The organism is Pseudomonas sp. C5pp (genome assembly GCF_000814065.1).
Taxonomy (GTDB): domain Bacteria; phylum Pseudomonadota; class Gammaproteobacteria; order Pseudomonadales; family Pseudomonadaceae; genus Aquipseudomonas; species Aquipseudomonas asiatica.
This window is the reverse complement of record NZ_JWLN01000027.1, coordinates 1-21085: the sequence shown is the minus strand read 5'-3', so window position 1 is coordinate 21085 and position 21085 is coordinate 1. Positions and strand designations below refer to the sequence as shown.

General features: G+C 64.9%; 17 protein-coding genes. 12 read left to right on the top strand and 5 right to left on the bottom strand.

Features of this window, described 5'->3' with window-relative positions; translation table 11 throughout:
• Nucleotides 1–60: 60 nt before the first annotated feature.
• Both RR51_RS20395 and RR51_RS20390 read right to left on the bottom strand, forming a co-directional pair.
• Entirely contained in the window at nt 61–2022 is a 1962-nt protein-coding gene (locus tag RR51_RS20395; RefSeq protein ID WP_039614523.1) for an alkyl/aryl-sulfatase, read from the bottom strand.
• Nucleotides 2023–2123: 101 nt separating this feature from the next.
• Nucleotides 2124–3047: a LysR family transcriptional regulator gene (locus RR51_RS20390; protein WP_039614522.1), complete on the bottom strand. Its 924-nt coding sequence runs from the start codon at nt 3045–3047 to the stop codon at nt 2124–2126.
• Between the two features lie 83 nt (nt 3048–3130).
• Between RR51_RS20390 and RR51_RS20385 the strand changes: the two genes are divergently transcribed.
• From RR51_RS20385 to RR51_RS20365, 5 genes are read left to right on the top strand one after another with little or no spacing between them, the layout of a single operon-like run.
• The gene (locus tag RR51_RS20385) at nt 3131–4369 is read left to right on the top strand and encodes a 3-hydroxyacyl-CoA dehydrogenase (RefSeq protein ID WP_039614521.1); all 1239 of its coding nucleotides are present in this window, start codon (nt 3131–3133) and stop codon (nt 4367–4369) included.
• A complete protein-coding gene (locus tag RR51_RS20380; protein WP_039614520.1) occupies nt 4366–6141 on the top strand; it encodes an acyl-CoA dehydrogenase C-terminal domain-containing protein in 1776 nt (591 codons plus the stop codon). Before RR51_RS20385 ends, RR51_RS20380 begins: the two co-directional genes overlap by 4 nt.
• A gap of 30 nt (nt 6142–6171) precedes the next feature.
• Nucleotides 6172–7335 carry an iron-containing alcohol dehydrogenase gene (locus tag RR51_RS20375; RefSeq protein WP_039614519.1) on the top strand — a complete coding sequence of 388 codons (1164 nt, stop codon included), beginning with the start codon at nt 6172–6174 and terminating at the stop codon, nt 7333–7335.
• The gene (locus RR51_RS20370) at nt 7335–7787 is read left to right on the top strand and encodes an acyl-CoA thioesterase (protein WP_039614518.1); all 453 of its coding nucleotides are present in this window, start codon (nt 7335–7337) and stop codon (nt 7785–7787) included. Before RR51_RS20375 ends, RR51_RS20370 begins: the two co-directional genes overlap by 1 nt.
• On the top strand, nt 7784–8968 hold the full coding sequence (locus RR51_RS20365) for an acetyl-CoA C-acyltransferase (protein ID WP_023663031.1): 1185 nt from the start codon (nt 7784–7786) through the stop codon (nt 8966–8968). The genes RR51_RS20370 and RR51_RS20365 overlap by 4 nt, the downstream gene beginning before the upstream one ends.
• Before the next feature lie 95 nt (nt 8969–9063).
• Here the strand turns inward: RR51_RS20365 and RR51_RS20360 are convergent, their stop codons facing one another.
• Both RR51_RS20360 and RR51_RS20355 read right to left on the bottom strand, forming a co-directional pair.
• Nucleotides 9064–9924, bottom strand: coding sequence for a CAP domain-containing protein (locus tag RR51_RS20360; RefSeq protein WP_039614517.1), 861 nt, complete (start codon nt 9922–9924; stop codon nt 9064–9066).
• Between the two features lie 162 nt (nt 9925–10086).
• Entirely contained in the window at nt 10087–11652 is a 1566-nt protein-coding gene (locus RR51_RS20355; protein ID WP_039614516.1) for a winged helix-turn-helix domain-containing tetratricopeptide repeat protein, read from the bottom strand.
• A 244-nt stretch (nt 11653–11896) separates the two neighbouring features.
• Here RR51_RS20355 and RR51_RS20350 point away from each other — a divergent pair, with 244 nt between their 5' ends.
• Genes RR51_RS20350 through RR51_RS20330 form a run of 5 tightly spaced genes read left to right on the top strand, consistent with a single transcriptional unit; the run spans nt 11897 to nt 16185 of the window.
• Complete coding sequence (locus RR51_RS20350; protein ID WP_039614515.1) at nt 11897–12640, top strand: SDR family oxidoreductase; 744 nt, start codon at nt 11897–11899, stop codon at nt 12638–12640.
• Between the two features lie 38 nt (nt 12641–12678).
• A complete protein-coding gene (locus RR51_RS20345; RefSeq protein ID WP_003260184.1) occupies nt 12679–13092 on the top strand; it encodes a cupin domain-containing protein in 414 nt (137 codons plus the stop codon).
• Nucleotides 13093–13149: 57 nt separating this feature from the next.
• Nucleotides 13150–14223, top strand: a complete 1074-nt coding sequence (locus RR51_RS20340) for an HlyD family secretion protein (RefSeq protein ID WP_039614514.1) — start codon at nt 13150–13152, stop codon at nt 14221–14223.
• Complete coding sequence (locus RR51_RS20335) at nt 14220–15842, top strand: MFS transporter (RefSeq protein WP_236693285.1); 1623 nt, start codon at nt 14220–14222, stop codon at nt 15840–15842. Before RR51_RS20340 ends, RR51_RS20335 begins: the two co-directional genes overlap by 4 nt.
• Nucleotides 15843–15888: 46 nt before the next feature.
• Nucleotides 15889–16185 carry a DUF3144 domain-containing protein gene (locus tag RR51_RS20330; RefSeq protein ID WP_039614513.1) on the top strand — a complete coding sequence of 99 codons (297 nt, stop codon included), beginning with the start codon at nt 15889–15891 and terminating at the stop codon, nt 16183–16185.
• A gap of 148 nt (nt 16186–16333) precedes the next feature.
• Here the strand turns inward: RR51_RS20330 and soxR are convergent, their stop codons facing one another.
• On the bottom strand, nt 16334–16789 hold the full coding sequence (soxR, locus tag RR51_RS20325; RefSeq protein WP_039614512.1) for a redox-sensitive transcriptional activator SoxR: 456 nt from the start codon (nt 16787–16789) through the stop codon (nt 16334–16336).
• Between the two features lie 85 nt (nt 16790–16874).
• On the opposite strand from soxR, the gene RR51_RS20320 reads away from it, so the two are divergent.
• Both RR51_RS20320 and RR51_RS20315 read left to right on the top strand, forming a co-directional pair.
• Nucleotides 16875–17972 (top strand): efflux RND transporter periplasmic adaptor subunit, encoded by a 1098-nt coding sequence (locus RR51_RS20320; RefSeq protein ID WP_039614511.1) that lies wholly within the window; start codon nt 16875–16877, stop codon nt 17970–17972.
• Nucleotides 17969–21049: a MexW/MexI family multidrug efflux RND transporter permease subunit gene (locus tag RR51_RS20315; RefSeq protein WP_039614510.1), complete on the top strand. Its 3081-nt coding sequence runs from the start codon at nt 17969–17971 to the stop codon at nt 21047–21049. Before RR51_RS20320 ends, RR51_RS20315 begins: the two co-directional genes overlap by 4 nt.
• The last annotated feature ends 36 nt before the right edge of the window (nt 21050–21085 follow it).

Genomic DNA, 21085 nt, shown 5'->3' with positions numbered 1-21085 from the left:
TGAATCCAGACGCCATTGCGGTACCTGTGAGAGCGGGCTTGCCGGCGAAGATGCCGGCGCTCAGGGGGTCACGATGTTGAAACGGGAATCGGCGTTCTCCAGGCCGCCCATGAAACGCAGGAACTTCACCCGCTCACCTTCGATGGAGATCTCGCCCAGCGTGGCCTCCTTGAGGAACCCGGTCTGCTTCAGGGCAATGCGGTCCAATGTCTGTTTGCTCATGCTCACCTGCACATTGGCCTGGGCGTGACGAGCCAGGTCGCGATGGGTGAGCACGCCGTTGCGCAGGGTCAGGGCATAGTCTTCACCCAGGTCGGTGAAGCGCCAGTTGATGCTCAGGTCGCTCTCCGCCGCCTTGAAGGCATCCACCCGTACCCCAAGGTAATCGAAGAACAGGCTTGGGGTCAGTGCCCGCACCATGTCGTCGGCATTGCCGCCACTGCCGGTGGCGGCGGCTATTCCACCGCGCAGCTCCTGGGCGCCGCTGAGGTAGGCGTTGCGCCAGGTAGCGTTCTCGCTCTGGTAACCCAGCTGTTCCAGCGCATCGGCCTGCAGTTCGCGCGCTGCGGTATTGTCTGGTTCGGCGAATACCAGATGGTTCACCAGCTGCGCGACCCAGCGGTAGTCACCTTCGGCAAAGGCTTGGCGTGCCTGGGCCAGCACCTGATCGGCGCCACCCATTGCCGCCACGTAGCGCTTGCCGGCAGCTTGCGGCGGCAGTGGGTCGAGGTTGGCCGGGTTGCCATCGTAAAAGCCCATGTAGCGTTGGTAGACCGCACGTACGTTATGGCTTAGCGAGCCATAGTAGTCGCGGCTGTACCACTTGCTGGCCAGGCGCGGCGGAAGGTTGGCCAGGCTCTGGGCGATTTCCATTGGTGTCTGGCCCTGGTTGATCAGGCGCAAGGTCTGGCTATCGATGAAGGCATACATGTCGCGCTGGTCGGCCAGGTACTCGCGGATTGCCGGCCCGCCCCAGGTCGGCCAGTGATGCTGGGCGAACACTACCTCGGCCTGGTCGCCGTAACGCAACAGCGATTGGTCCAGGTAGTGCGCCCAGACTTTCGGGTCGCGTACCAGCGCACCGCGCAGGGTCAGAACATTGTGCTGCACGTGGGTGGCATTCTCGGCCATGCACAGAGCCTTGAGCCCAGGGAAGTAGATGTTCATCTCCGCTGGCGCTTCGGTGCCAGGGGTCAACTGGAACTCTACGTCCACGCCGCTGAGGGTCATGCGTTGCAGCGGCTGGCTGATTTCCAGCGTCGGCGCTATCAGGCTGACGGTGGCGTTGGCCGGCACCCCTTTGCCCAGGCCGGCATCCACTTGGCCGCGTGGCCCGCGGGGCAGCGGGGCACCGTACATGTACTGGGCGCGGCGTTTCATGGCCGGGCCGGCCAGCACGTTTTCGCCGATGGCATGCTCGAAGAAGCCTTCGGGTGCAATGACCTGGACCTTGCCGGCCTTTACGTCCGCCTCGTCGATCACCCCGCGCGCGCCGCCGAAATGGTCGATGTGCGGGTGGGTGTAGATCAGCGTGGTCACCGGCTTGCGCGGGCGGTGCCGAAAATACAGTTCAAGGCCGGCCTTTGCGGTTTCGACGGCCAGCAGCGGATCGAGCACGATCAGCCCGTCCTGGCCTTCAACGATGGTCATGTTGGCCAAGTCCAGGCCGCGGACCTGGTAGATGCCTTCGGTGACCTTGAACAGGCCGGCGATGGTGTTCAGTTGGGCGATGCGCCACAGGCTCGGGTTTACCGTGGCCGGGGCCTGCGTCGGGTCGAGAAAACGATACTGACCCAGGTCCCACACAGTCTTGCCATCGGCGGTCGCGACCGGCCCGTCGAAGCGTTCAAGCAGCCCGCGCCGGGCCGCTTCGAAATCCCCGTGGTCATCGAAAGGCAGGCGTTGCAGCCATTGCTGGTTGCTGGCGTGGGTGGCCGGGGTGGCATCCTTTGCCGCCGTAGTGGCCAGGCTCGGGAGGGGCGCCAGCAGGGCGAGCGCCAGCATCGACAGTGGGAAGCGCATGGTGTGTCCTTGTTGTTATGGTGGCGGACCACTGTAGGGGACGGGTTCGGGCACCAGCCAATACCAGAGCGGCATGGTTGCCATCGCATTTGCTGATGGCCTCAGGCAGGCGGAAGCTCCAGGATCTGCTCCACCAGCCAGGCCAGGGCGGGGTCGTGCCGACGATGGGTCAGGTGCACCAGTTCCAGCTCGAACGGCTCCAGGGCGAAGGGCAGTTCGTGCACGGCCAAGGGCAGCAACTTGGCGAACTGCTGCGCAAGTTGCCGCGGCAGCACCACGCACATCTCGGTGGCGGCGGCCAGATGCGCTGCTTGAAGGTAGTTGGGGGTGGTGTAAGCAATTTTCCGGGTCAGGCCTTGTTCGGCCAGCCATTGGTCGACCATGCCGCGGGTCTGGCCACCGTGTACCCAGATGTGCCGCAAACCAAGAAACGCCTGAAGATCCAGTGCCTGGTCCGGCGCCAGTTGCGGATGCTTCTGGCGCAGCGCGACTTGCAGGGTTTCACGCCTCCAGGGGCGGCGGCTGAAACGTGCCGGCACCTCATCGAAGCGCCCCAGTACCAGGTCGAGGTCGCCGCGGTCCAGCGCTTCGGCCGGCAGGTTGGGAGCCAGGTGCACCACATCGATGCGCAAGTGCGGGGCCAGTACCTGCAGGCGTGCCAGCAGCGGTGGCATGCACAACTGTTCGACGAAGTCGGTGAGGGCGATGCGCAGTTGACGGTGGCTGCGCCGTGGCTCGAAGGCATCGCCAGTGGCCAGGGTCTGCTCGATTTGTTGCAGCGCCGCTCGAATCGGCCCTTCCAGCGCCAACGCCCGTGGCGTAGGGCGCATGCGCCGGCCCACACGAACCAGCAGCGGGTCGCCCAGCTGGTCGCGCAACCGCGCCAGGGCGTTGCTGACAGTGGGCTGGGTCAGGGCCAGGCGTTCAGCCGCCCGTGAGACGTTCTGCTCGCGCAGCAACATGTCGAAGACCCGCAGCAGGTTCAGATCGAAGTTGGAAATATTCATGGGCAGAATATATGGCATACGAAATTGAAATTTCAAAAATACCTGCGGCCTGCTTAGGGTGATGCCTGTCCTCATACCTACAACAAGCAGGAGCGTTGCGCGTGAATACCCCCTTTCCGATCAACCAGGTGGCCGTGATAGGCGCAGGTACCATGGGCCGCGGCATTGTCATCAGCCTCGCCAGTGCCGGGCTGTCGGTGCTGTGGCTCGACAGCAACGCATCAGCCCTGGACGCTGGCCTGAGCATGGTCAGCCAGGCCTGGACCCAGCAGGTGGAGAAGCAGCGTGTCACCCAGGCCGAGGCCGAAGCCTGCCTGGCGCGAGTGCAGGCGGTGGATGGCTACGCCGCGCTGGCCCAGGCCGATCTGGTGATCGAGGCAGTGTATGAAAGCCTTGAACTGAAACAGGAAATCTTCCGGGCCCTGGACCAGCACCTCAAACCGGAGGCGATCCTGGCCAGCAACACCTCGGCGCTGGACATCGACGCGATCGCGGCGGTGACCCGGCGACCGTCGCACGTACTGGGCCTGCATTTCTTAAGCCCCGCGCATGTCATGAAGCTGCTCGAGATAGTGCGCGGCGCGCACACCGACCAGGCGGTGCTCCATACCGCCCTGGCGCTGGGCGAGCGCCTGGGCAAGGTGGCGGTAGTGGCCGGCAACTGCCCCGGTTTCATCGGCAACCGCATGCTGCGCAGTTATGTGGCCGAAGCGCGCAAGTTGCTGCTCGAAGGTGCGCTGCCGCATCAGGTGGATGCGGTGCTGCAACAGTTCGGTTTTGCCATGGGCCCGTTCCGCATGTACGACGTGGTCGGTATCGACCTGGAATGGCGTGCCCGCCAGCTGGCCAGGCAGGGCATGCACGATCCGCTGGTGCAAGTGGATAATGCGCTGTGTGATCTGGGCCGGCTGGGTCAGAAGACAGGGAAGGGCTATTACCGTTATGCACCTGGCAGCCGCCAGGCCGAGCATGACCCCGAGGTCGACGCCCTGGTGCTCAAGATTTCCAACGACCTGGGTTACCGACGCCGGGGCATCAGCGCCGAGGAAATCGTCGAGCGCTGCCTGCTGGCGCTGGTCAACGAGGGCGCGAAGATTCTGCAGGAAGGCATCGCTGCCAGCAGCGCCGACATCGACCGGGTGTGGCTCAACGGCTATGGCTTCCCTGCGGCCACAGGTGGCCCGATGCGCTGGGCCGATGACCAGAGTGCAGCATTCGTCCTGGCTCGGCTGGAATACCTGCAAAGCGTACTGGGCGAGCACTGGCGCCCGGCCGCTCTGCTCTGCACGCTGGTGGCCAACGGCAAGCGTTTCGAGCAGCAGCCGGAGGTTCAGGCATGAACTACCAGGCTCCCTTGCGCGACATGCGCTTCGTGCTGCACGAGCTGTTTGACGTTGCCGCCCATTGTCAGCAGCTGGGTATCGAACTGGACCGCGACACACTCGACGGCATACTGGAAGAGGCCGCGCGCTTTACCGGCGAGGTAGTCGCTCCGCTCAACCGCAACAGTGACGAGCAGGGCTGCCAGTTGGCTGATGGGGAGGTCATCACGCCCGATGGTTTCCGCGACGCCTACCGGCAATACGTGGCCCATGGCTGGGCCAGCATGACCGGGCCGCAGGCTTACGGCGGGCAGGGCCTGCCGCAAATGGCCTCGGCCAGCTTCCACGAAATGCTGATGGCCGCGTCGTTGTCGTTCCGCATCTACTCCGGCCTCACCGAAGGTGCCGTGCTGGCTTTGCATCGCCATGGCAGCCCGGCGCTGCAGCAGTCCTATCTGGCGCGCATGGTCAGTGGCGAGTGGGCCGGCACCATGTGCCTCACCGAGCCGCAGGCCGGCACCGACCTGGCCTTGCTGCGCACCCGTGCCCAGCCGCAGGTCGACGGTTCCTATCGCATCACAGGCAGCAAGATCTTCATCAGTGGCGGCGAACAGGACCTGACCGACAATATCGTTCATCTGGTACTTGCACGCCTGCCCGATGCGCCGGCCGGGGTGCGGGGCATCAGCCTGTTCCTGGTGCCCAAGCTGCTGCCGGGCGGCGAACGCAACGCGTTGGGCTGTGGCGCGCTGGAGCACAAGATGGGCATCAAGGGCGCCTCGACTTGCGTGATGAATTTCGACGGTGCCCAGGGATGGCTGGTAGGCGAGGCCAACCAAGGCCTGGCGTGCATGTTTACCATGATGAACGACGCCCGTTTCCAAGTCGGCCTGCAAGGGCTGGGCATTGCCGAAGCGGCCTTCCAGGGGGGGCTGGCCTATGCACGCGAGCGCTTGCAATCGCGCGCGCTGACCGGCCCGGCGGCGGCGGACAGGCCGGCCGATCCGATCATCGTCCACCCGGATGTGCGACGCATGCTGCTGACCCAGAAAACCCTCACCGAGGGCTGCCGAATGCTGGCCATCTATACCGCCCGGCAGCTCGACCTGGAGCACGCAGCGGCTAGCGATCAGGCACGCATGGGCGCAACCCGGCGGGCGGCACTGCTGATCCCGATCGTCAAGGCGTTTTTCACCGATGTCGGGCAGGAGGTCGCCAGCCTTGGCGTGCAGCTATATGGCGGACACGGTTATATCCGCGAGTGGGGCATGGAGCAGTTGATGCGCGACAGCCGCATCACCCAGCTCTATGAAGGCACCAACGGCATCCAGGCTCTCGACCTGGTGCGCCGCAAGCTGCTGGGCGACGGCGGGGCCGAGCTGAACTTGCTGGTCGATGAACTGGCCCTGCATGTCGAGGCGGCTGGTGTCGGTGGTGGTCTGCATGCCATGGCGACAGCGGTCGGGCAGCGCCTGGAGGAATGGCGTGCGCTGGCAGGCCATGTAGTCGAGGCTTGCCAGCGTGACCCTCAGGAAATGGGCGCGGTCTCGGTGGACTTCCTGGCCTACTCGGCCTATGTGCTGCTCGCAGCGTTTTGGCTGCAGGCGGCCGTGCGCGCCGAGACGGCGCTGGCTGGCGGCAGTGCCGAAACGGATTTCTACCGGGCCAAGCTGCACGCGGCGCAGTTCTACTGGCGACGCGTCCTGCCCCGCGCCACCGCGCACCGCGAAGCCCTGCTGGGCGGTGCAGATTGCCTCATGGCACTGCCAGCGAGTGACTTCGCCTTCTGACGCAGGGCCAACGACGACAAGGAGAGCCAGATGCAGCCTTTCAGTTTTGCCACTACCGGGCAGATCCTCTGCGAAGCGGGCGCGGTGCAGCGCCTTGCCACTCTGTGCCGCGAGCGCGGCGCACGGCGCGTGCTGATCGTCAGTGACCCCGGTATCGCCCGCCTGGGCATGCTCGATGATCTGCTACCGGGATTCACGACGGCCAAGGTCGGCGTGGCGATCTTCAGCGAGGTTACCGCCGACCCCAGCGAAGCTTGTGTACTGGCAGCCACCCAGCGGGCCCGGCATATCGGTGCCGACCTGGTGGTGGGCTTTGGCGGCGGCAGTTCGATGGATGTTGCCAAGCTGGTCGCGCTGCTGGCCCACCGCGACTGCAACCAGTCGCTTGCCGAACTCTATGGCATGGACAAGGCCAAGGGCCGACGCCTGCCGTTGATCCAGGTGCCGACCACGGCCGGCACCGGTTCGGAGGTGACGCCGATCGCCATCGTCACCACCGGCGCCACCAGCAAGATGGGCATCGTCTCGCCGCTGCTGCTGCCGGACCTGGCGGTACTCGATGCCGTCTGCACGCTCGGCCTGCCCCCGGCAGTAACCGCCGCAACCGGTATCGATGCCATGGTGCATGCCATCGAAGCCTATACCAGCCGCCTCAAGCGCAACCCGCTGTCCAGCCTGCTGGCGCGCGAGGCGCTGCGGCTGCTGGCGGAAAACCTGGATCAGGCCGTGCACAATGGCGGCAATCTGGATGCGCGTCAGGCCATGCTGCTGGGCGCCTGCCTGGCCGGCCAGGCGTTTGCCAATGCCCCGGTGGCGGCGGTGCACGCGCTGGCTTATCCGTTGGGTGGGCACTTCCACATTCCCCATGGCCTGTCCAATGCATTGGTGTTGCCGCATGTGCTGCGTTTCAACCTGCCCGTGACGGTGACGGACTATGCCCAGCTGGCGGTGCCCCTGTTGGGCGCACGGTTGCAGCCTGGCGACCTGTACCGGCGGGCTGATCAGTTCGTCGAGGAACTGGCCGCGCTGGGCGCCCGCTGCGGTTTGCCTGGGCGGCTGCGTGATGCCGATGTTCCGCGCCATCGCCTGCCGCAACTGGCAGAAGATGCCATGCAACAGCAGCGCCTGCTGGTCAACAACCCGCGTGAAGTCACCCAGGCCGATGCACTGGCCATCTACGAGGCTGCCTACTGATGAGTGTGCATCGGCAACGTGACTACTACCGGCACTACACGCCAATCGCCACCCGCTGGCATGACAATGACGCCTACGGGCACGTGAACAACGTGGTCTATTACGGCTTTTTCGACAGCGCCGTGAACCGCCTGCTGATCGAGCAGGGCGGACTGGATATCCACCATGGCGCGGTGATTGCGCTGGTGGTCAGTTCGGCCTGCGACTACCAGTCGCCTGTAGCGTTTCCGCAGGGCATCGAGGTGGGCCTGGCGGTAAGCCGGCTGGGCAACACCTCGGTGCAGTACCAGTTGGCCGTATTCATCCAAGGCCAATCCCTGGCTTGCGCCACCGGACGCTTCGTCCATGTATTCGTCGACCGGCAGGGCCGACGCCCGGTTTCGGTGCCTGCCCGCTTGCGGCAGGTGTTGAGCGAACTGCAGCCTTTACTCCCCGAGGAATTTCGACCATGAAAGACGCCGTGATCGTAGCCACTGCCCGCACACCCATCGGCAAAGCCATGCGTGGCGCCTTCAACGACCTGAAAACCCCCAGCATGACTGCCGTCGCCATTCGGGCAGCCGTCGAGCGGGCTGGTATCGAGCCGGCGCAGGTGGAGGATCTGGTGCTGGGTACCGCCATGCAGAGTGGTACCGCCGCGATCAATCCTGGCCGACTGTCGGCGCTGGCTGCCGGCTTGCCGCAATCGGTCAGCGGGCAGACCCTCGACCGCCAGTGTGCGTCGGGCCTGATGGCCATCGCTACAGCGGCCAAGCAGATCATTGTCGATGGTATGCAGGTGACCATCGGCGCCGGCCAGGAGCAGATCAGCCTGGTCCAGCAGGTGCACAACCAGCTGGCCAGCGAGGCCTATGACCCTGCCGTGCTGCGAATGAGCGAACACGCCTACATGCCGATGCTGCAAACCGCCGAGTTTGTCGCCCGCCGCTATGGCATCAGCCGGGAAGCGCAGGACGCCTACGCCTTGCAGTCGCAGCAACGCACTGCAGCGGCGCAGGCGGCGGGGTTGTTTGCCGATGAAATCGTGCCTGTCTCGGCACGCAGGAAGGTGGTCGACAAGCTGTCCGGTGCAGTGAGCCATGAGGAAGTCTGCCTCAGCCAGGACGAAGGTAACCGGCCGGCGACCACCCTGGCAGACCTGCAAGGGCTGAAGCCAGTTGTCGAAGGCGGCTGCGTGACGGCCGGCAATGCCAGCCAGCTGTCTGATGGCGCCAGTGCCTGCGTGCTGATGGAAGGCGCACTGGCCGCAAGGTCGGGCAAGGCGCCGCTGGGGCTGTATCGTGGTATCGCCGTGGCCGGTCTGGCTCCTGAGGAAATGGGTATCGGCCCGGTGCTGGCGGTGCCCAGGTTGCTGCACCAGCACGGCCTGAACGTGGACGACATCGGTCTGTGGGAGCTGAACGAAGCGTTCGCCTGCCAGGTACTGTACTGTGCCCAGCGTTTGCAGATAGACCCTGCGAAGCTGAACGTCAATGGCGGTGCCATTGCCATCGGCCACCCCTACGGCATGAGCGGTGCGCGGATGGTCGGGCATGCGCTTCTGGAGGGCAGGCGGCGCGGGGTGAAGTACGTGGTGGTGACCATGTGTGTTGGCGGCGGGATGGGCGCGGCAGGGCTGTTCGAAGTGCTGTAGGGCATCCGTCAGGCCAGCCCCGGCGTCTGCGGCTGGCCGTGGGGTGGCCTGCAAGTCTGAACGGCGGCTCGTTCGGGGTCTGCAGCCTGAGTCAGTCAGGGCGCGCCGAACAGCATCGTCCAGTACACGCCGTTATCGCTACGCGAGTTCTCGGCAAAGGCCGCACCCACCTGGGTAAACATCGGGTTCATCAGGTTGGCGCAATGCCCGGGGCTGGCCAGCCAGCCTGCCATTGCCTTGCTCGGTGACCCTTGGCCTGCGGCAATGTTCTCGCCGATCTGCCGCCCACGGTAGCCGGCATCCCATGCCCGATCCGCAGGTAGATCACCGTCGAGGTCGCGGTGCGCGAAGAAATTATCGTTGGCCATCGCCCGGCTGTGTCGCTGCGCCGCCGTTCCCAGGGCGGTGTTCCAGGCCAGCGGGCGTGCAGCGGCAAAGCGCTTGCGACCACACAGGCGTGGTTTCGCCCGTGCAGCGTTCACCTGTGCCAGCAACGCTTTGCTTGCCGATCGCCCATCGCCGAGCTGGGCATCGAGCAGGGGCCGAGCCAGCAGCACCCGCCACTCGTTGCGTGAGCGACTGACGCCGATATCGGCATATTGGCTATCGAGCAGGGCCGTGCAGTAGTCGCTGCGCAGCATGTCGAACGCCTCCTCGGCATCTTGTGCGCCGACCAGACGGATAGCCCGCACCTTCACCGCCTGATACCCCGCAGCCTTCAATCCTTCCCGCAAACCCCCGCCGTAGCCGACCGGCAACGCCAGTTTCGGCTTCAGCACCAGCGGCGTCGAGCCCCGGATAATGCGCCGCTCGCAGCGTTGTGGCTGGGTGCGATAGTCGTTGATGGCTGCCACCAGTTGCCTTTCCCCGCTGGCATGGGCGGGGTTGGCAAACAGGGGAAGAAAAGGAATGAAGCAGAGCGAGACAAAGGGGGAGCGACGGACTGCTTGGCGCATGGGGTGAATGGCTCTGGTGAATGACGGCGGCAAGGCCGAATTAAGGGCTCGGCTAAGACTGTGCGCCTCAATCCAGGTTCACTGGTGGCGGGTACAAATTTGTAGCTGGAGCTTCGGTACTCCAACGAAGGCAATCCAGGCCAGGGTTTCATGCATCCCCGATCAAGCCGGTAACCCCGCCAACCTCAACCCTTCGGCAAATCGGGCCAGATCCTCATCGCGGTAAATCGGCAGCCACTGGCGCAAGGTCGACACCCGCAGCCCTGGGTCTTGTGCTCGCAAGCGCTCCATCGCCCGGTGCGCGCTGTCCATCCGCCCGCTCAGTGCATGGCTGGCCGCCAGCAGGGCCACCGCCGCCAGCAGGCTGGGCAGATTCCCCAGCGACTTTTCCGCCCACTCCACAGCCTCATCCAGCCGCCCGGCAAAGAAATGCGCCAACGCCATGCCCACCTGCATGCGAAACATCTCCGGGTCCAGTGGGCTCAGCCGTGTGGCGTGCTTGAGATTGTCGATGGCGGTCTGTGTCTCGCCGCGTAACGCCCTGAGTATTCCGCCCAGGTACCAGGCCGGCGCCAGGTTTGAGTTGAGCAGGCGCGCCCGGTCAAGCAGCGCTATCGCGCCGTCCAGGTCACCCGTCAGGTGCCCCAGGGCATGGCCGCCGCGGGTCAACGCCACGGCATCGTCACGCCCCAGTTCCACTGCCAGGCGCGCAAGCCGGGCACCCTCGGTGATTTCCTGGGCGCGATCATCCATCCAGCCATTGAGCTTGCGCCAGAAGTAGCACCACGCCGCCATGCCATAGGCCGAAGCGAACTCAGGGTCCAGTTCGATGGCTTGGTAGTACAGCGGTAGAGCCTGAGCGATGGCGTCGCGAGTGCCGTTATGCAGCTTGGCCGTGCCGCGCAGGTAGTAATCGTAGGCGCACAGGTTGTCGGTGGGCTTGCGCTTGGCACGTTCGATCTCCGCCCTTTCCAGCTGCGGGGCGATGGCGCCCACCACGCTTTCGGTCACCTGATCCTGCAACTCGAACAGATCGTCGAGCCGCCCCTCGAAACGCTCGGCCCACAGATGCTCGCCGCTGGTGGCGTCGATCAGCTGGCCGGTAATGCGTAGCCGCTTGCCAGCCTTGCGCACGCTGCCTTCGAGCACATAGCGCACGCCCAGTGCCTGGCCAACCTGCTGCACATCGATGCGCTGGCCTTTGAAGGTGAAGCTCGAGTTGCGGGCGATGACGAACAGCCAGCGAATGCGGGACAGGGCGGCGATGATGTCCTCGACCATCCCGTCGGCGAAATAGTCCTGCTCAGGGTCACCGCTGAGGTTCTGGAAGGGCAGCACGGTGATCGACGGTTTATCGGGCAGGGCAGGCCCGCAGGCGACGGGAACAGGTTCGGATGGGGCCTGTGCCGCGCTGCTGGAAGGCTCGCGGACCAGGCCGACGAAGCGGTAGCCCTTGCGCGCGATCGTGCGTACCAGGCGCTGCTCTTCACCGGAATCGCCGATGGCTTTGCGCACGGCATTGATATGGCTGGTGATGGTCGATTCCGAGACGATCTTGCCGTTCCACACGCGCGCCAACAACTCGTCACGCCCCAGCACCTGGTCGCGGTGACTGACCAGTTGCAAGAGCAGGTCGAACACCTGCGGGCCGATGGCCACGGCCTTCCCGCACAGGGTCAGCTCCCTGCGCTGTTCGTCGAGCACATAGTCGTCAAACTCGAATGGCACGTGACATCCCCTCGCACGCCCTAGGCTTCGTGTCCGAGGCGACTGTTCAGTGGTATGGGCCGATGATACGGCAGCGCAAAGCTGGCTGCACATGCCAGGGCGTGGATTGAACAGTTTGGACGGAAATTCAAGCAAGCCTGGAGGCAAATCCAGCCGGTGCGCAAGGACTCTGCACAGGGCGGCGGCGCATGCTTGAACCACCACGACGGCAATGGTTGCAGTCGTGAACGTGGAGACAGCCCCAATGAAAATCGTGGTGATCGGAGGCACTGGCCTCATTGGTTCGAAGCTTGTCGATGGCCTGCGCGAGCGCGGCCACGATGCCGTTGCGGCAGCGCCGAGCACGGGGGTGAACAGCATCACCCGCGAGGGATTGGCAGAGGCGATGAACGGTGCGGATGTGGTTGTGGATGTGGCGAATGCCCCGTCCTGGGAGGACCAGGCGGTGCTCGATTTTTTCGAGACGTCCACCCGCAACCTGCTGGCAGCCGAGAAAGCTGCAGGGGTCAAGCATCATGTCGCGTTGTCTATCGTGGGCAGCGAGCGGTTGCCGGAAAATGGCTACTTCCGGGCCAAGGTCGCCCAGGAGGCGCTGATTAGGGAGTCCGCGCTGCCGTACACCATTCTGCGCGCCACGCAGTTCTTCGAGTTCGTCGAAGGCATTGCCCAGGCAGGGACGGTGGGAGAGGAGATTCGCCTGTCGCCGGCGCTGTTCCAGCCTTTGGCCGCGGATGACGTGGTCGCGGCGCTGATCGATGTGGCGTTGGCGCCACCCGTGCTCGGCACGCTGGAGGTCGCCGGGCCAGAGGCCGCGCCACTGGATGAGCTCGTGCGCCGCTTCCTGCGCCTGCGTGGCGATACGCGAAAGGTGGTGCCGGATGTGCACGCCCGCTATTTCGGTGCCGAGCTCGATGACAAGTCGCTGACTCCCGGCAGCGGCGCGCGGCTTGGCAACATCCGCTTCGAAGACTGGCTGGCTCGCCAGTGAGCGATTCAACCCCTATCCCTAAACGAAGGAGCAAACTCATGTTCAGCCGCCCCCTCCTGGCCGCCGCGTTCACCGTGCTGGCCATAACCCCGGTAATCGCCGCCGAGCGGCCAGTCAGCAAAGTCACCGTGGTCTTCGACAGACCACTGCCCAACGTGCCAGGCAAAAGCATGCGCGGAGTGATCGTCGACTACGCCCCCGGGGCCGCGTCGCCCGCGCATCGGCATCCGAAATCCGCATTCATCTATGCCACGGTGCTGGAAGGCGAAGTGCGCAGCAGCGTCAATGGCGAGCCAGCCAAGGTCTACAAACCTGGCGAAAACTGGTACGAGGCACCGGGCGCTTTCCATGGCGTCAGTGCCAACGCCAGCGACAGCAAGCCGGCCAAGCTGATGGCCGTGTTCGTGCTCGACAGCAATGAGACGGTACTGGTCACGCCGAGCGAGAAGTAGGCCTTCGGCCCTGTTGGCAGTGCCATGCCACCAGGGCCGAATACAGGACAACGCATCATGAACACACATGAACCTGAGCAGGCCCGCGCGGCGGTGATGCCGCAGCCTGCACGGATGAAGATAGTGGGCGTCGTGCTGTGCGTGGCAGCGATACTGTTGCTGGCTGTGGGCTGGCTGACGTTGCGCTCTGCTGACGCCGCCTTTACCGACAACGCCTATGTGCGTGGAGATGTAACGTCGCTGGCGGCCAAGGTGTCGGGTTACGTGACGGCGGTGGAGGTCGGGGACAATCAGCAGGTCAGGGCCGGTGACGTGTTGTTCCGTATCGATGACCGCGACTACCGTGCGCACCTGGCCCAGGCGCAGGCCAACCTGAAGGCTGCCGAGGCGCGTCTTGGCGATGTCGACGCTCAGACACGCCTGCAGCAGGCGCAGGTCCGCCAGGCCGAGGCGCAGCGCCAGTCGGCCCAGGCCGAGCGGCAGCTGGCCAGCAAAACCCACGAGCGCAGCCGCAAGCTGATTCAGTACAGTGCAATCAGCCAGGCCTTGGTCGATCAGACCGACGCCGCCCGAAGCAGCGCCGAGGCCGCGCTGAAGGCTGCGGCGGCGACACTCGATGCTCAGCGTCAGCGTATCGCCGTGCTGGATGCCCAGCGCGAGGCGGCCGTGGCGGCTATCGCCCAGGCCAGGGCCGCGCGCGACCTGGCGCTGATCGAGCTTGAACATACCGTGGTGCGGGCGCCGGTTGCCGGAGTGATTGGTAATCGCCAGGTACGGGTCGGACGATTCGTTATGCCGGGTGCTGCCTTGCTCGATCTGGTCACGGTCGACGGGGTATGGATCGTGGCCAACTTCAAGGAAACCCAACTGGAGCAAATCCAGCCTGGGCAGCGGGCACGGGTCACCCTGGATGGCTACCCGCAGGACAGCCTCGAAGGCGTGGTAGACAGCTTCGCACCTGGCAGCGGCGCGGCGTTCAGCCTGTTGCCGCCGGACAACGCAACGGGCAATTTCGTGCGTGTGGTGCAGCGGGTGCCGGTGAAGATTCGCCTGGCCCACAACCCGTTGCCCGGGCGCATCGTGCCGGGGCTGTCGGCGCGAGTGCGGATCGAGGTCGGAGGTGGCTCGTGAGCACCCGGAAGGTGGGCGTCAGGTGGCTTAAAGGGTGGCTGCTGGTTGCTGGCATCGTACTGGCTGCGCTCACCGACGCCATCGCCAGCAGCGTGCTGGCGATAGGGCGCAACGACATCATGGGCGATACCCATGCCACGCCGGATGAATTCGCCTGGCTGGACGTTGCTTACACCGCCTGCAAATTGGCAGGGTTCCTGTTCGCGCCCTGGCTGCTGGGCAGGCTGCCACCGCGCGCGGTGATCATCGGAGCGACCTTGGCCATGGGGTTGGCCTGTGTCGGTGCGGCGCAATTGGTGAGCATCGAGCTACTGGTGGCTTTGCGCGCCTGCCAAGGCCTGGCAGGCGGTGTATTGCTGGTGGCGGGGCAGACACTGATCTTTCTTGCCTGCCCGCGGCGGCAGCAGCCGGTCTTGCAAGGCTTGTTCGCCATTGGTGCGGTGGTCGCCCCAGCGGCACTCACGCCGTCGATGCAGGGGTGGTTGATCGATAGCCAGGATTGGACCTGGATATTTCTCAGCGTTGCGCCGCTGACCTTGGCGGCGACCGGCCTGTTGCTGCTGGTCGAGCTGCCTACCCATGGCCTGCCAGGCCGGCGGTGCTTCGATTGGCCGGGCTGGGTACTGGCGGCCACCGCGTTGCTGTGCCTGACCTACCTCCTGACCCAGGGCAGCCGCTGGGATTGGTTCGAGGCAGCACACATGTGCTGGGCCGGCGTGGTCGGTGGCGCGGCGTTGTTGCTGTTGCTTGGCCAGCAACTGACGGGTAATGGGCAGGGGTTGCTGGACTTCAGTCTGTTCCGGTCGAGTGATTTCACCTTCGCCTTCATTGTCAGCTTCGTTGCTGGCGCGGCATTGTTCGGCAGCGCCTTTGTGATACCGGCTTTTGCCTTGTCCATGCTGGGTTTCACCGCCACCGACGCCGGCCTGTTGCTTCTACCCAGTGGCGTGGTGTTCATCGCCGTGCTGCTGGGGGTGGCGTACCTGATCCAGGTGCGTGGTATCGCGCCTTTTGCCACTGTGCCGTTTGGCATCCTGGCAATCATGGCGGCGATGTGGATGCTTTCGGGCTCGACCCGCGAGAGTGGCATGCACGACATGATGGCCGCGGTCATGCTGCGCGGTGCCGGGCTGGGGTTGCTGTTTCTGTCGCTTACTCTGATTGCCTTTGGCAGGCTGGGCCGGCACAGAGTGGCCAGCGGTATCGGACTTTTCAATACCGGGCGGCAGGTGGGTGGGCTTTTGGGGGTGGCAGGATTGCAGACGCTGCTCGACCAGCATGGCGTGCTCAATGCCCAGACGCTTGGTGCGCATGTGAGCACAGGCGCGACGGCGGTAAATGAACGGCTTGATTCGGTGACGTCGATGTTGCGGCTTGAGGGTATTGACCCGCCGGCAGCTGGACGAGTGGCCATGAGCCTGTTGTCGCAGGCAGTGACGGGGCAAGGGGCGGTGATCGCCTTCGACACGGCGTTCATCGCTGTGGCGTTGCTGTTCGCCGTGGCAGCGCCGCTGCTGGTGTGCATCAAGTTGCTGTTGGCGCGCATGGCCGGGAAACAGGACGCCGGGCAATCTCATGAAGGTGAGTTGCCGGTTTCACGTCGTGAGCTTTCGCTGTAAAACGGCGCTGTGCCTAATTTGAATGCAGCAACAAGGTAAAACCGCAATGACACAAGCTACCGATCAGGCTTTTTACGACCGCGCGGATGCGCATATCGAACTGGCGAACCAGCAGATAGAGAAAATCGAAGACTTGGGCAAGGTCAGCGCTTCACTGACCTTCGGCGCCTCGCGCTTCAATGCCTGGATGAGTGCCCGCAGTTTCAAGACCGGTGCCGAACTGGCTGCCGCGCGGGAGGAGCTGTTGAAGTATTTCTGCGAGCAGTACCGGATGATGCTCGAGGACAACCTGGACGAGCACATCGAGTATTTCGACCGGTATGTGCTGGGCAAAGGCGACTGAGCCATGGGAATAGATGGCTCATCGATTTAGCGGGTAATTGTAGGAGCAGCCTTGTGCTGCGAAGAGGCCAGTAATGACAATGCGTATCTGTTGCCTGTACCGGCCTCTTCGCAGCACAAGGCTGCTCCTACAAAGTGGAGTGCATGCCTTATCGGGCCTTCTTCTCCAGAATCCGCGGCCCGGTACCTTCCTTGCCCAGCACATCCTCGGGGTTGCGCAGTGGGCAATCTTCCAGCGACAGGCAGCCGCAACCGATGCAGTTGTCCAGGCTGTCGCGCAACGCTTCCAGAGTACGAATGCGGGCGTTCAGGTCTTCGCGCCAGGCGGTCGACATCTCGCCCCATTGCGCTGCCGTGAGCTTGCTGTTGGGCGCATAGCGGCTGAAGGCCTGCTTGATCTCGTCAAGCGGAATACCCGTGCGCTGCGCCACCTTGATGATGGCCAGCGTACGCAACACCAGTGAAGGATAGCGGCGCTGGTTACCCGCCGTACGGACGCTGGCGATCAGCCCCTTGGTCTCGTAGAAGTGCAGCGCAGAAACCGCCACGCCGCTGCGTTTGGCCACTTCCCCTACCGTTAGCATCCGTGTGTTGTCCGCTGCCATGCCTGTTGACCTCAAGTTAACTCGAGCTCTTATAGTCCTGCCCGATCTTCCCCGCAACCGCTTTCCCTGATGATCGGAGCACTGCATGAACAAAAGGACGTTACTGGCCTGGGCTGGCGCTGTTGCAGGTGTGCTGGCCGCTGCCTATGCATTGGTCGGAAGTGGCTCGGCGCCGCCGGCTGCGGCGGCATGGCCGGCGACCAAGGTGGCGCTGGCCACGGCCGAGCAAGTGCAGCTGGCACGGCAGAACTTTGCTTCGGGGGAGCTGGAGGCGGTCAACCAGGTACAGGTGGCGGCCGAGACGGCGGGGCGCATCACCCGCATCGCCTTCGAGTCGGGGCAATGGGTGAGTGCAGGGCAATTGCTGGTACAGCTGAACGATGCCCCGGAGCAGGCCCAGCGCGTGCAGTTGCGCGCCAGGCTGCGCAATGCCGAAGTGGTGCTGCAGCGCAGCCGCAAGCTGCGCGCGGTGAACGCCGTGTCACAGGAGTTGCTCGACAATGCGGCCACCGCCGTGGACGTGGCCAGCGGTGAGCTGCTGCATGTCGAGGCGCTGATCGCGCAGAAGGCAATTCGCGCGCCGTTTGCCGGCAAGCTCGGCATTCGCCGGGTGCATCAGGGCCAGTACCTGAGTGCCGGTGAGACCATCGCCAGCCTGGCCGACATCAGCCAGCTGCACGTCAATTTTTCCTTGGGCGAACAAGCCGCCCCCGAAGTGCACGTGGGGCAACTGCTGGCGCTGACGGTGGATGCGGTGCGCGGGCAGGACTTCCAGGCCCGGGTGGTCGCGGTGGACCCGGTGGTGAGCAAGGCGCGCCTGGTGCAGGTGCAGGCGGCCTTGCCGAACCTGGGCGGGCAGTTGCAGCCGGGTATGTACGCCGGCGTGCGCCTGAATGCCGCGCAGCCGTCAAGCGTGCTGGCCGTGCCGGAAACCGCGATCACCTACACCGCCTACGGGCAGACGGTGTTCGTCGCTACCCGGGACCCTGAACAGGGCACCCGGGTCAGCCGGGTGCGGGTGACTACCGGTGAGCGCTGGCAGGGGCGGGTGGAGATCACCTCAGGCCTGGCACCCGGTGACCAGGTGGTGGTTTCCGGCCAGTTGAAACTGAGCGACGGCATGCCGGTCGAGCCAGTGGCTCAGGACAGTCTGCAGGCCAGCCAGGGAGGGCGGGAATCGTGAAGTTCACCGACCTCTTTGTCCGCCGCCCGGTGCTGGCGCTGGTGGTCAGCAGCCTGATCATCCTGTTGGGGCTGTTTGCCATGGGCAAGCTGCCGATCCGCCAGTACCCGCTGCTGGAAACTTCCACCATCACCATCAGCACCGAGTACCCGGGCGCCTCTGCCGAGCTGATGCAAGGCTTCGTGACCCAGCCGATCACCCAGGCGGTGTCGTCGGTCGAAGGCATCGACTACCTGTCCTCGTCGTCGCAGCAGGGGCACAGCCTGATCACCTTGCGCATGGTGCTCAACCGCGATTCGACCCAGGCGCTTGCCGAGGCCATGGCCAAGGTCAACCAGGTGCGCTATCGCCTGCCGGAAAAGGCCTACGACCCGGTGGTGGAGCTGTCGGCAGGTGACTCCACGGCGGTGGCCTACGTGGGCTTTGCCAGCGAAACCTTGTCGATACCCGAACTGAGCGATTACCTGTCGCGGGTGGTGGAACCGCAGTTCTCCGGCATCGACGGTGTGGCCAAGGTGCAGTCGTTCGGCGGGCAGCGCCTGGCCATGCGCCTTTGGCTGGACAGCGAACAGATGGCCGGGCGCGGGGTGACGGCCGCCGACGTGGCACAGGCGGTGCGTGCCAACAACTACCAGGCGACGCCGGGGCAGGTGCGTGGGCAGTACGTGCTGGCCGATATCCAGGTGGACACCGACCTGACCCGGGTCGAGGACTTCCGCGAGCTGATCATCCGCAACGATGGCACCGACCTGGTGCGCCTGCGCGATGTCGGCACCGTCGAGCTGAGCGCGGCGGCCACCCAGACCAGCGCCACCATGGACGGCAAGCCCGCCGTGCACCTGGGGCTGTTCCCCACCCCGACCGGCAACCCGCTGGTGATCGTCGAGGGTATTCGCCAGCTGCTGCCGCAGATCCGCCAGACCCTGCCACCCGGGGTGGAGGTGGCGCTGGCCTACGAAACCGCACGCTTCATCGACGCCTCGATCGACGAGGTGCTGCGCACGCTGGTGGAGGCCATGGTGATCGTGGTGCTGGTCATCTGGCTGTGTCTGGGTTCGCTGCGCAGCGTGGTGATCGCGGTGGTGGCCATCCCGCTGTCGATGCTCGGTGCGGCGGGCTTGATGCTGCTGTTCGGCTTTAGCCTGAACCTGCTGACCTTGCTGGCGATGGTGCTGGCCATCGGCCTGGTGGTGGACGATGCCATCGTGGTGGTGGAGAACGTGCACCGTCATATCGAAGAGGGCATGTCGCCGATTGCCGCGGCGCTGGCCGGGGCGCGGGAAATCGCCGGGCCGGTGATCGCCATGACCCTGACCCTGGCCGCCGTATACGCGCCGATCGGCTTGATGGGCGGGCTGACCGGCACGCTGTTCCGTGAGTTTGCCCTGACCCTGGCGGGGGCGGTGATCGTGTCCGGCATCGTCGCGCTCACCCTGTCGCCGGTAATGAGTTCGCTGTTGTTGCAACCCGGCCAGCAGCATGGCGCCATGGCCAACATGGCCGACCGCCTGTTCGGTATGCTGACCGGGGCCTATGGGCGAGTACTCGCCTACACCCTGTCGCATCGCTGGATCAGTGGTGGTGTGGCGCTTCTGGTGTGCCTGAGCCTGCCTTGGCTGTACCTGCTGCCGCAGCGCGAATTGGCCCCGCCCGAGGACCAGGCGGCGGTGCTGACGGCCATCAAGTCGCCGCAGCATGCCAGCCTGGATTATGTGGAGCGCTTTGCCCTGAAGCTGGACCAGGTGATGAAGTCCCTCGCCGAAACCACCGACACCTGGATCATCAACGGCACCGACGGCCCGGCCGCCAGTTTCGGCGGCATCAACCTCAGCGCCTGGCAGGCCCGCGAGCGTTCCGCCGCGCAGGTGCAGGCGCAGTTGCAGCAGGCCGTGGCGGACATCGAGGGCAGCAGCATCTTCGCCTTCCAGGTGGCCTCGCTGCCGGGTTCCAGCGGTGGCTTGCCGGTGCAGATGGTGTTGCGCAGCGCACAGGACTACCCCGAGCTGTACCAGACCATGGAGATGATCAAGCAGCGCGCCCGCGACAGCGGCCTGTTCAGCGTGGTGGACAGCGACCTCGACTACAACAACCCGGTGGTCAAGGTGCGCATCGACCGCGCCAAGGCGGCCAGCCTGGGCATCAGCATGCAGGCCATCGGCGAGTCGCTGGGTGTGCTGGTGGGTGAACAGTACCTCAACCGCTTCGCCCTGTTCGGGCGCTCCTACGACGTGATCCCGCAAAGCATCCAGGACCAGCGCCTGACGCCGGCAGCGCTGAACCGCCAGTACGTGCGCGCCGAAAACGGCAGCCTGGTGCCGCTGGCCACGGTGGTGCACCTGGACATCGAAGTGGCGCCCAACCGCTTGCTGCAGTTCGACCAGCAGAACGCCAGTACCCTGCAGGCGATCCCGGCGCCCGGTGTGTCGATGGGTAATGCCGTGGCATTTCTCGAACAGCTTGCCGCCGAACTGCCACCTGGCTTCAGCCATGACTGGCAATCGGAGTCGCGCCAGTACGTGCAGGAGGGCTTTGCCCTGATGTGGGCGTTTCTCGCCGCCCTGGTGGTGATCTACCTGGTGCTGGCCGCGCAGTACGAAAGCCTGGTGGACCCGCTGATCATCCTGGTGACCGTGCCGCTGTCGATCTGCGGTGCGCTGCTGCCGCTGGCGCTGGGCTGGGCCACGCTGAACATCTACACGCAGATCGGCCTGGTGACCCTGATCGGCCTGATCAGCAAGCACGGCATCCTGATGGTGGAGTTCGCCAACGAGATCCAGGTGCGTGACAACCTCGACCGTGCCACCGCCATCGTCCGCGCCGCGCAGATACGCCTGCGGCCGGTGCTGATGACCACGGCGGCGATGACCTTCGGCGTGCTGCCACTGCTGTTTGCCAGCGGTGCCGGGGCCAACAGCCGCTTTGGCCTGGGGGTAGTGATCGTGTGCGGGATGCTGGTGGGGACCTTGTTTACATTGTTCGTGCTGCCGACGATCTATGCCTTGCTGGCGCGAGACCATCGGGTGACCACGGTGCGGGGGCAGGAGTTGGATGAGGCTGAGCGGGTGCTGGGCGTGTGAGGGGGAAACAGGGCCATTGGGGCCGCTATGCGGCCC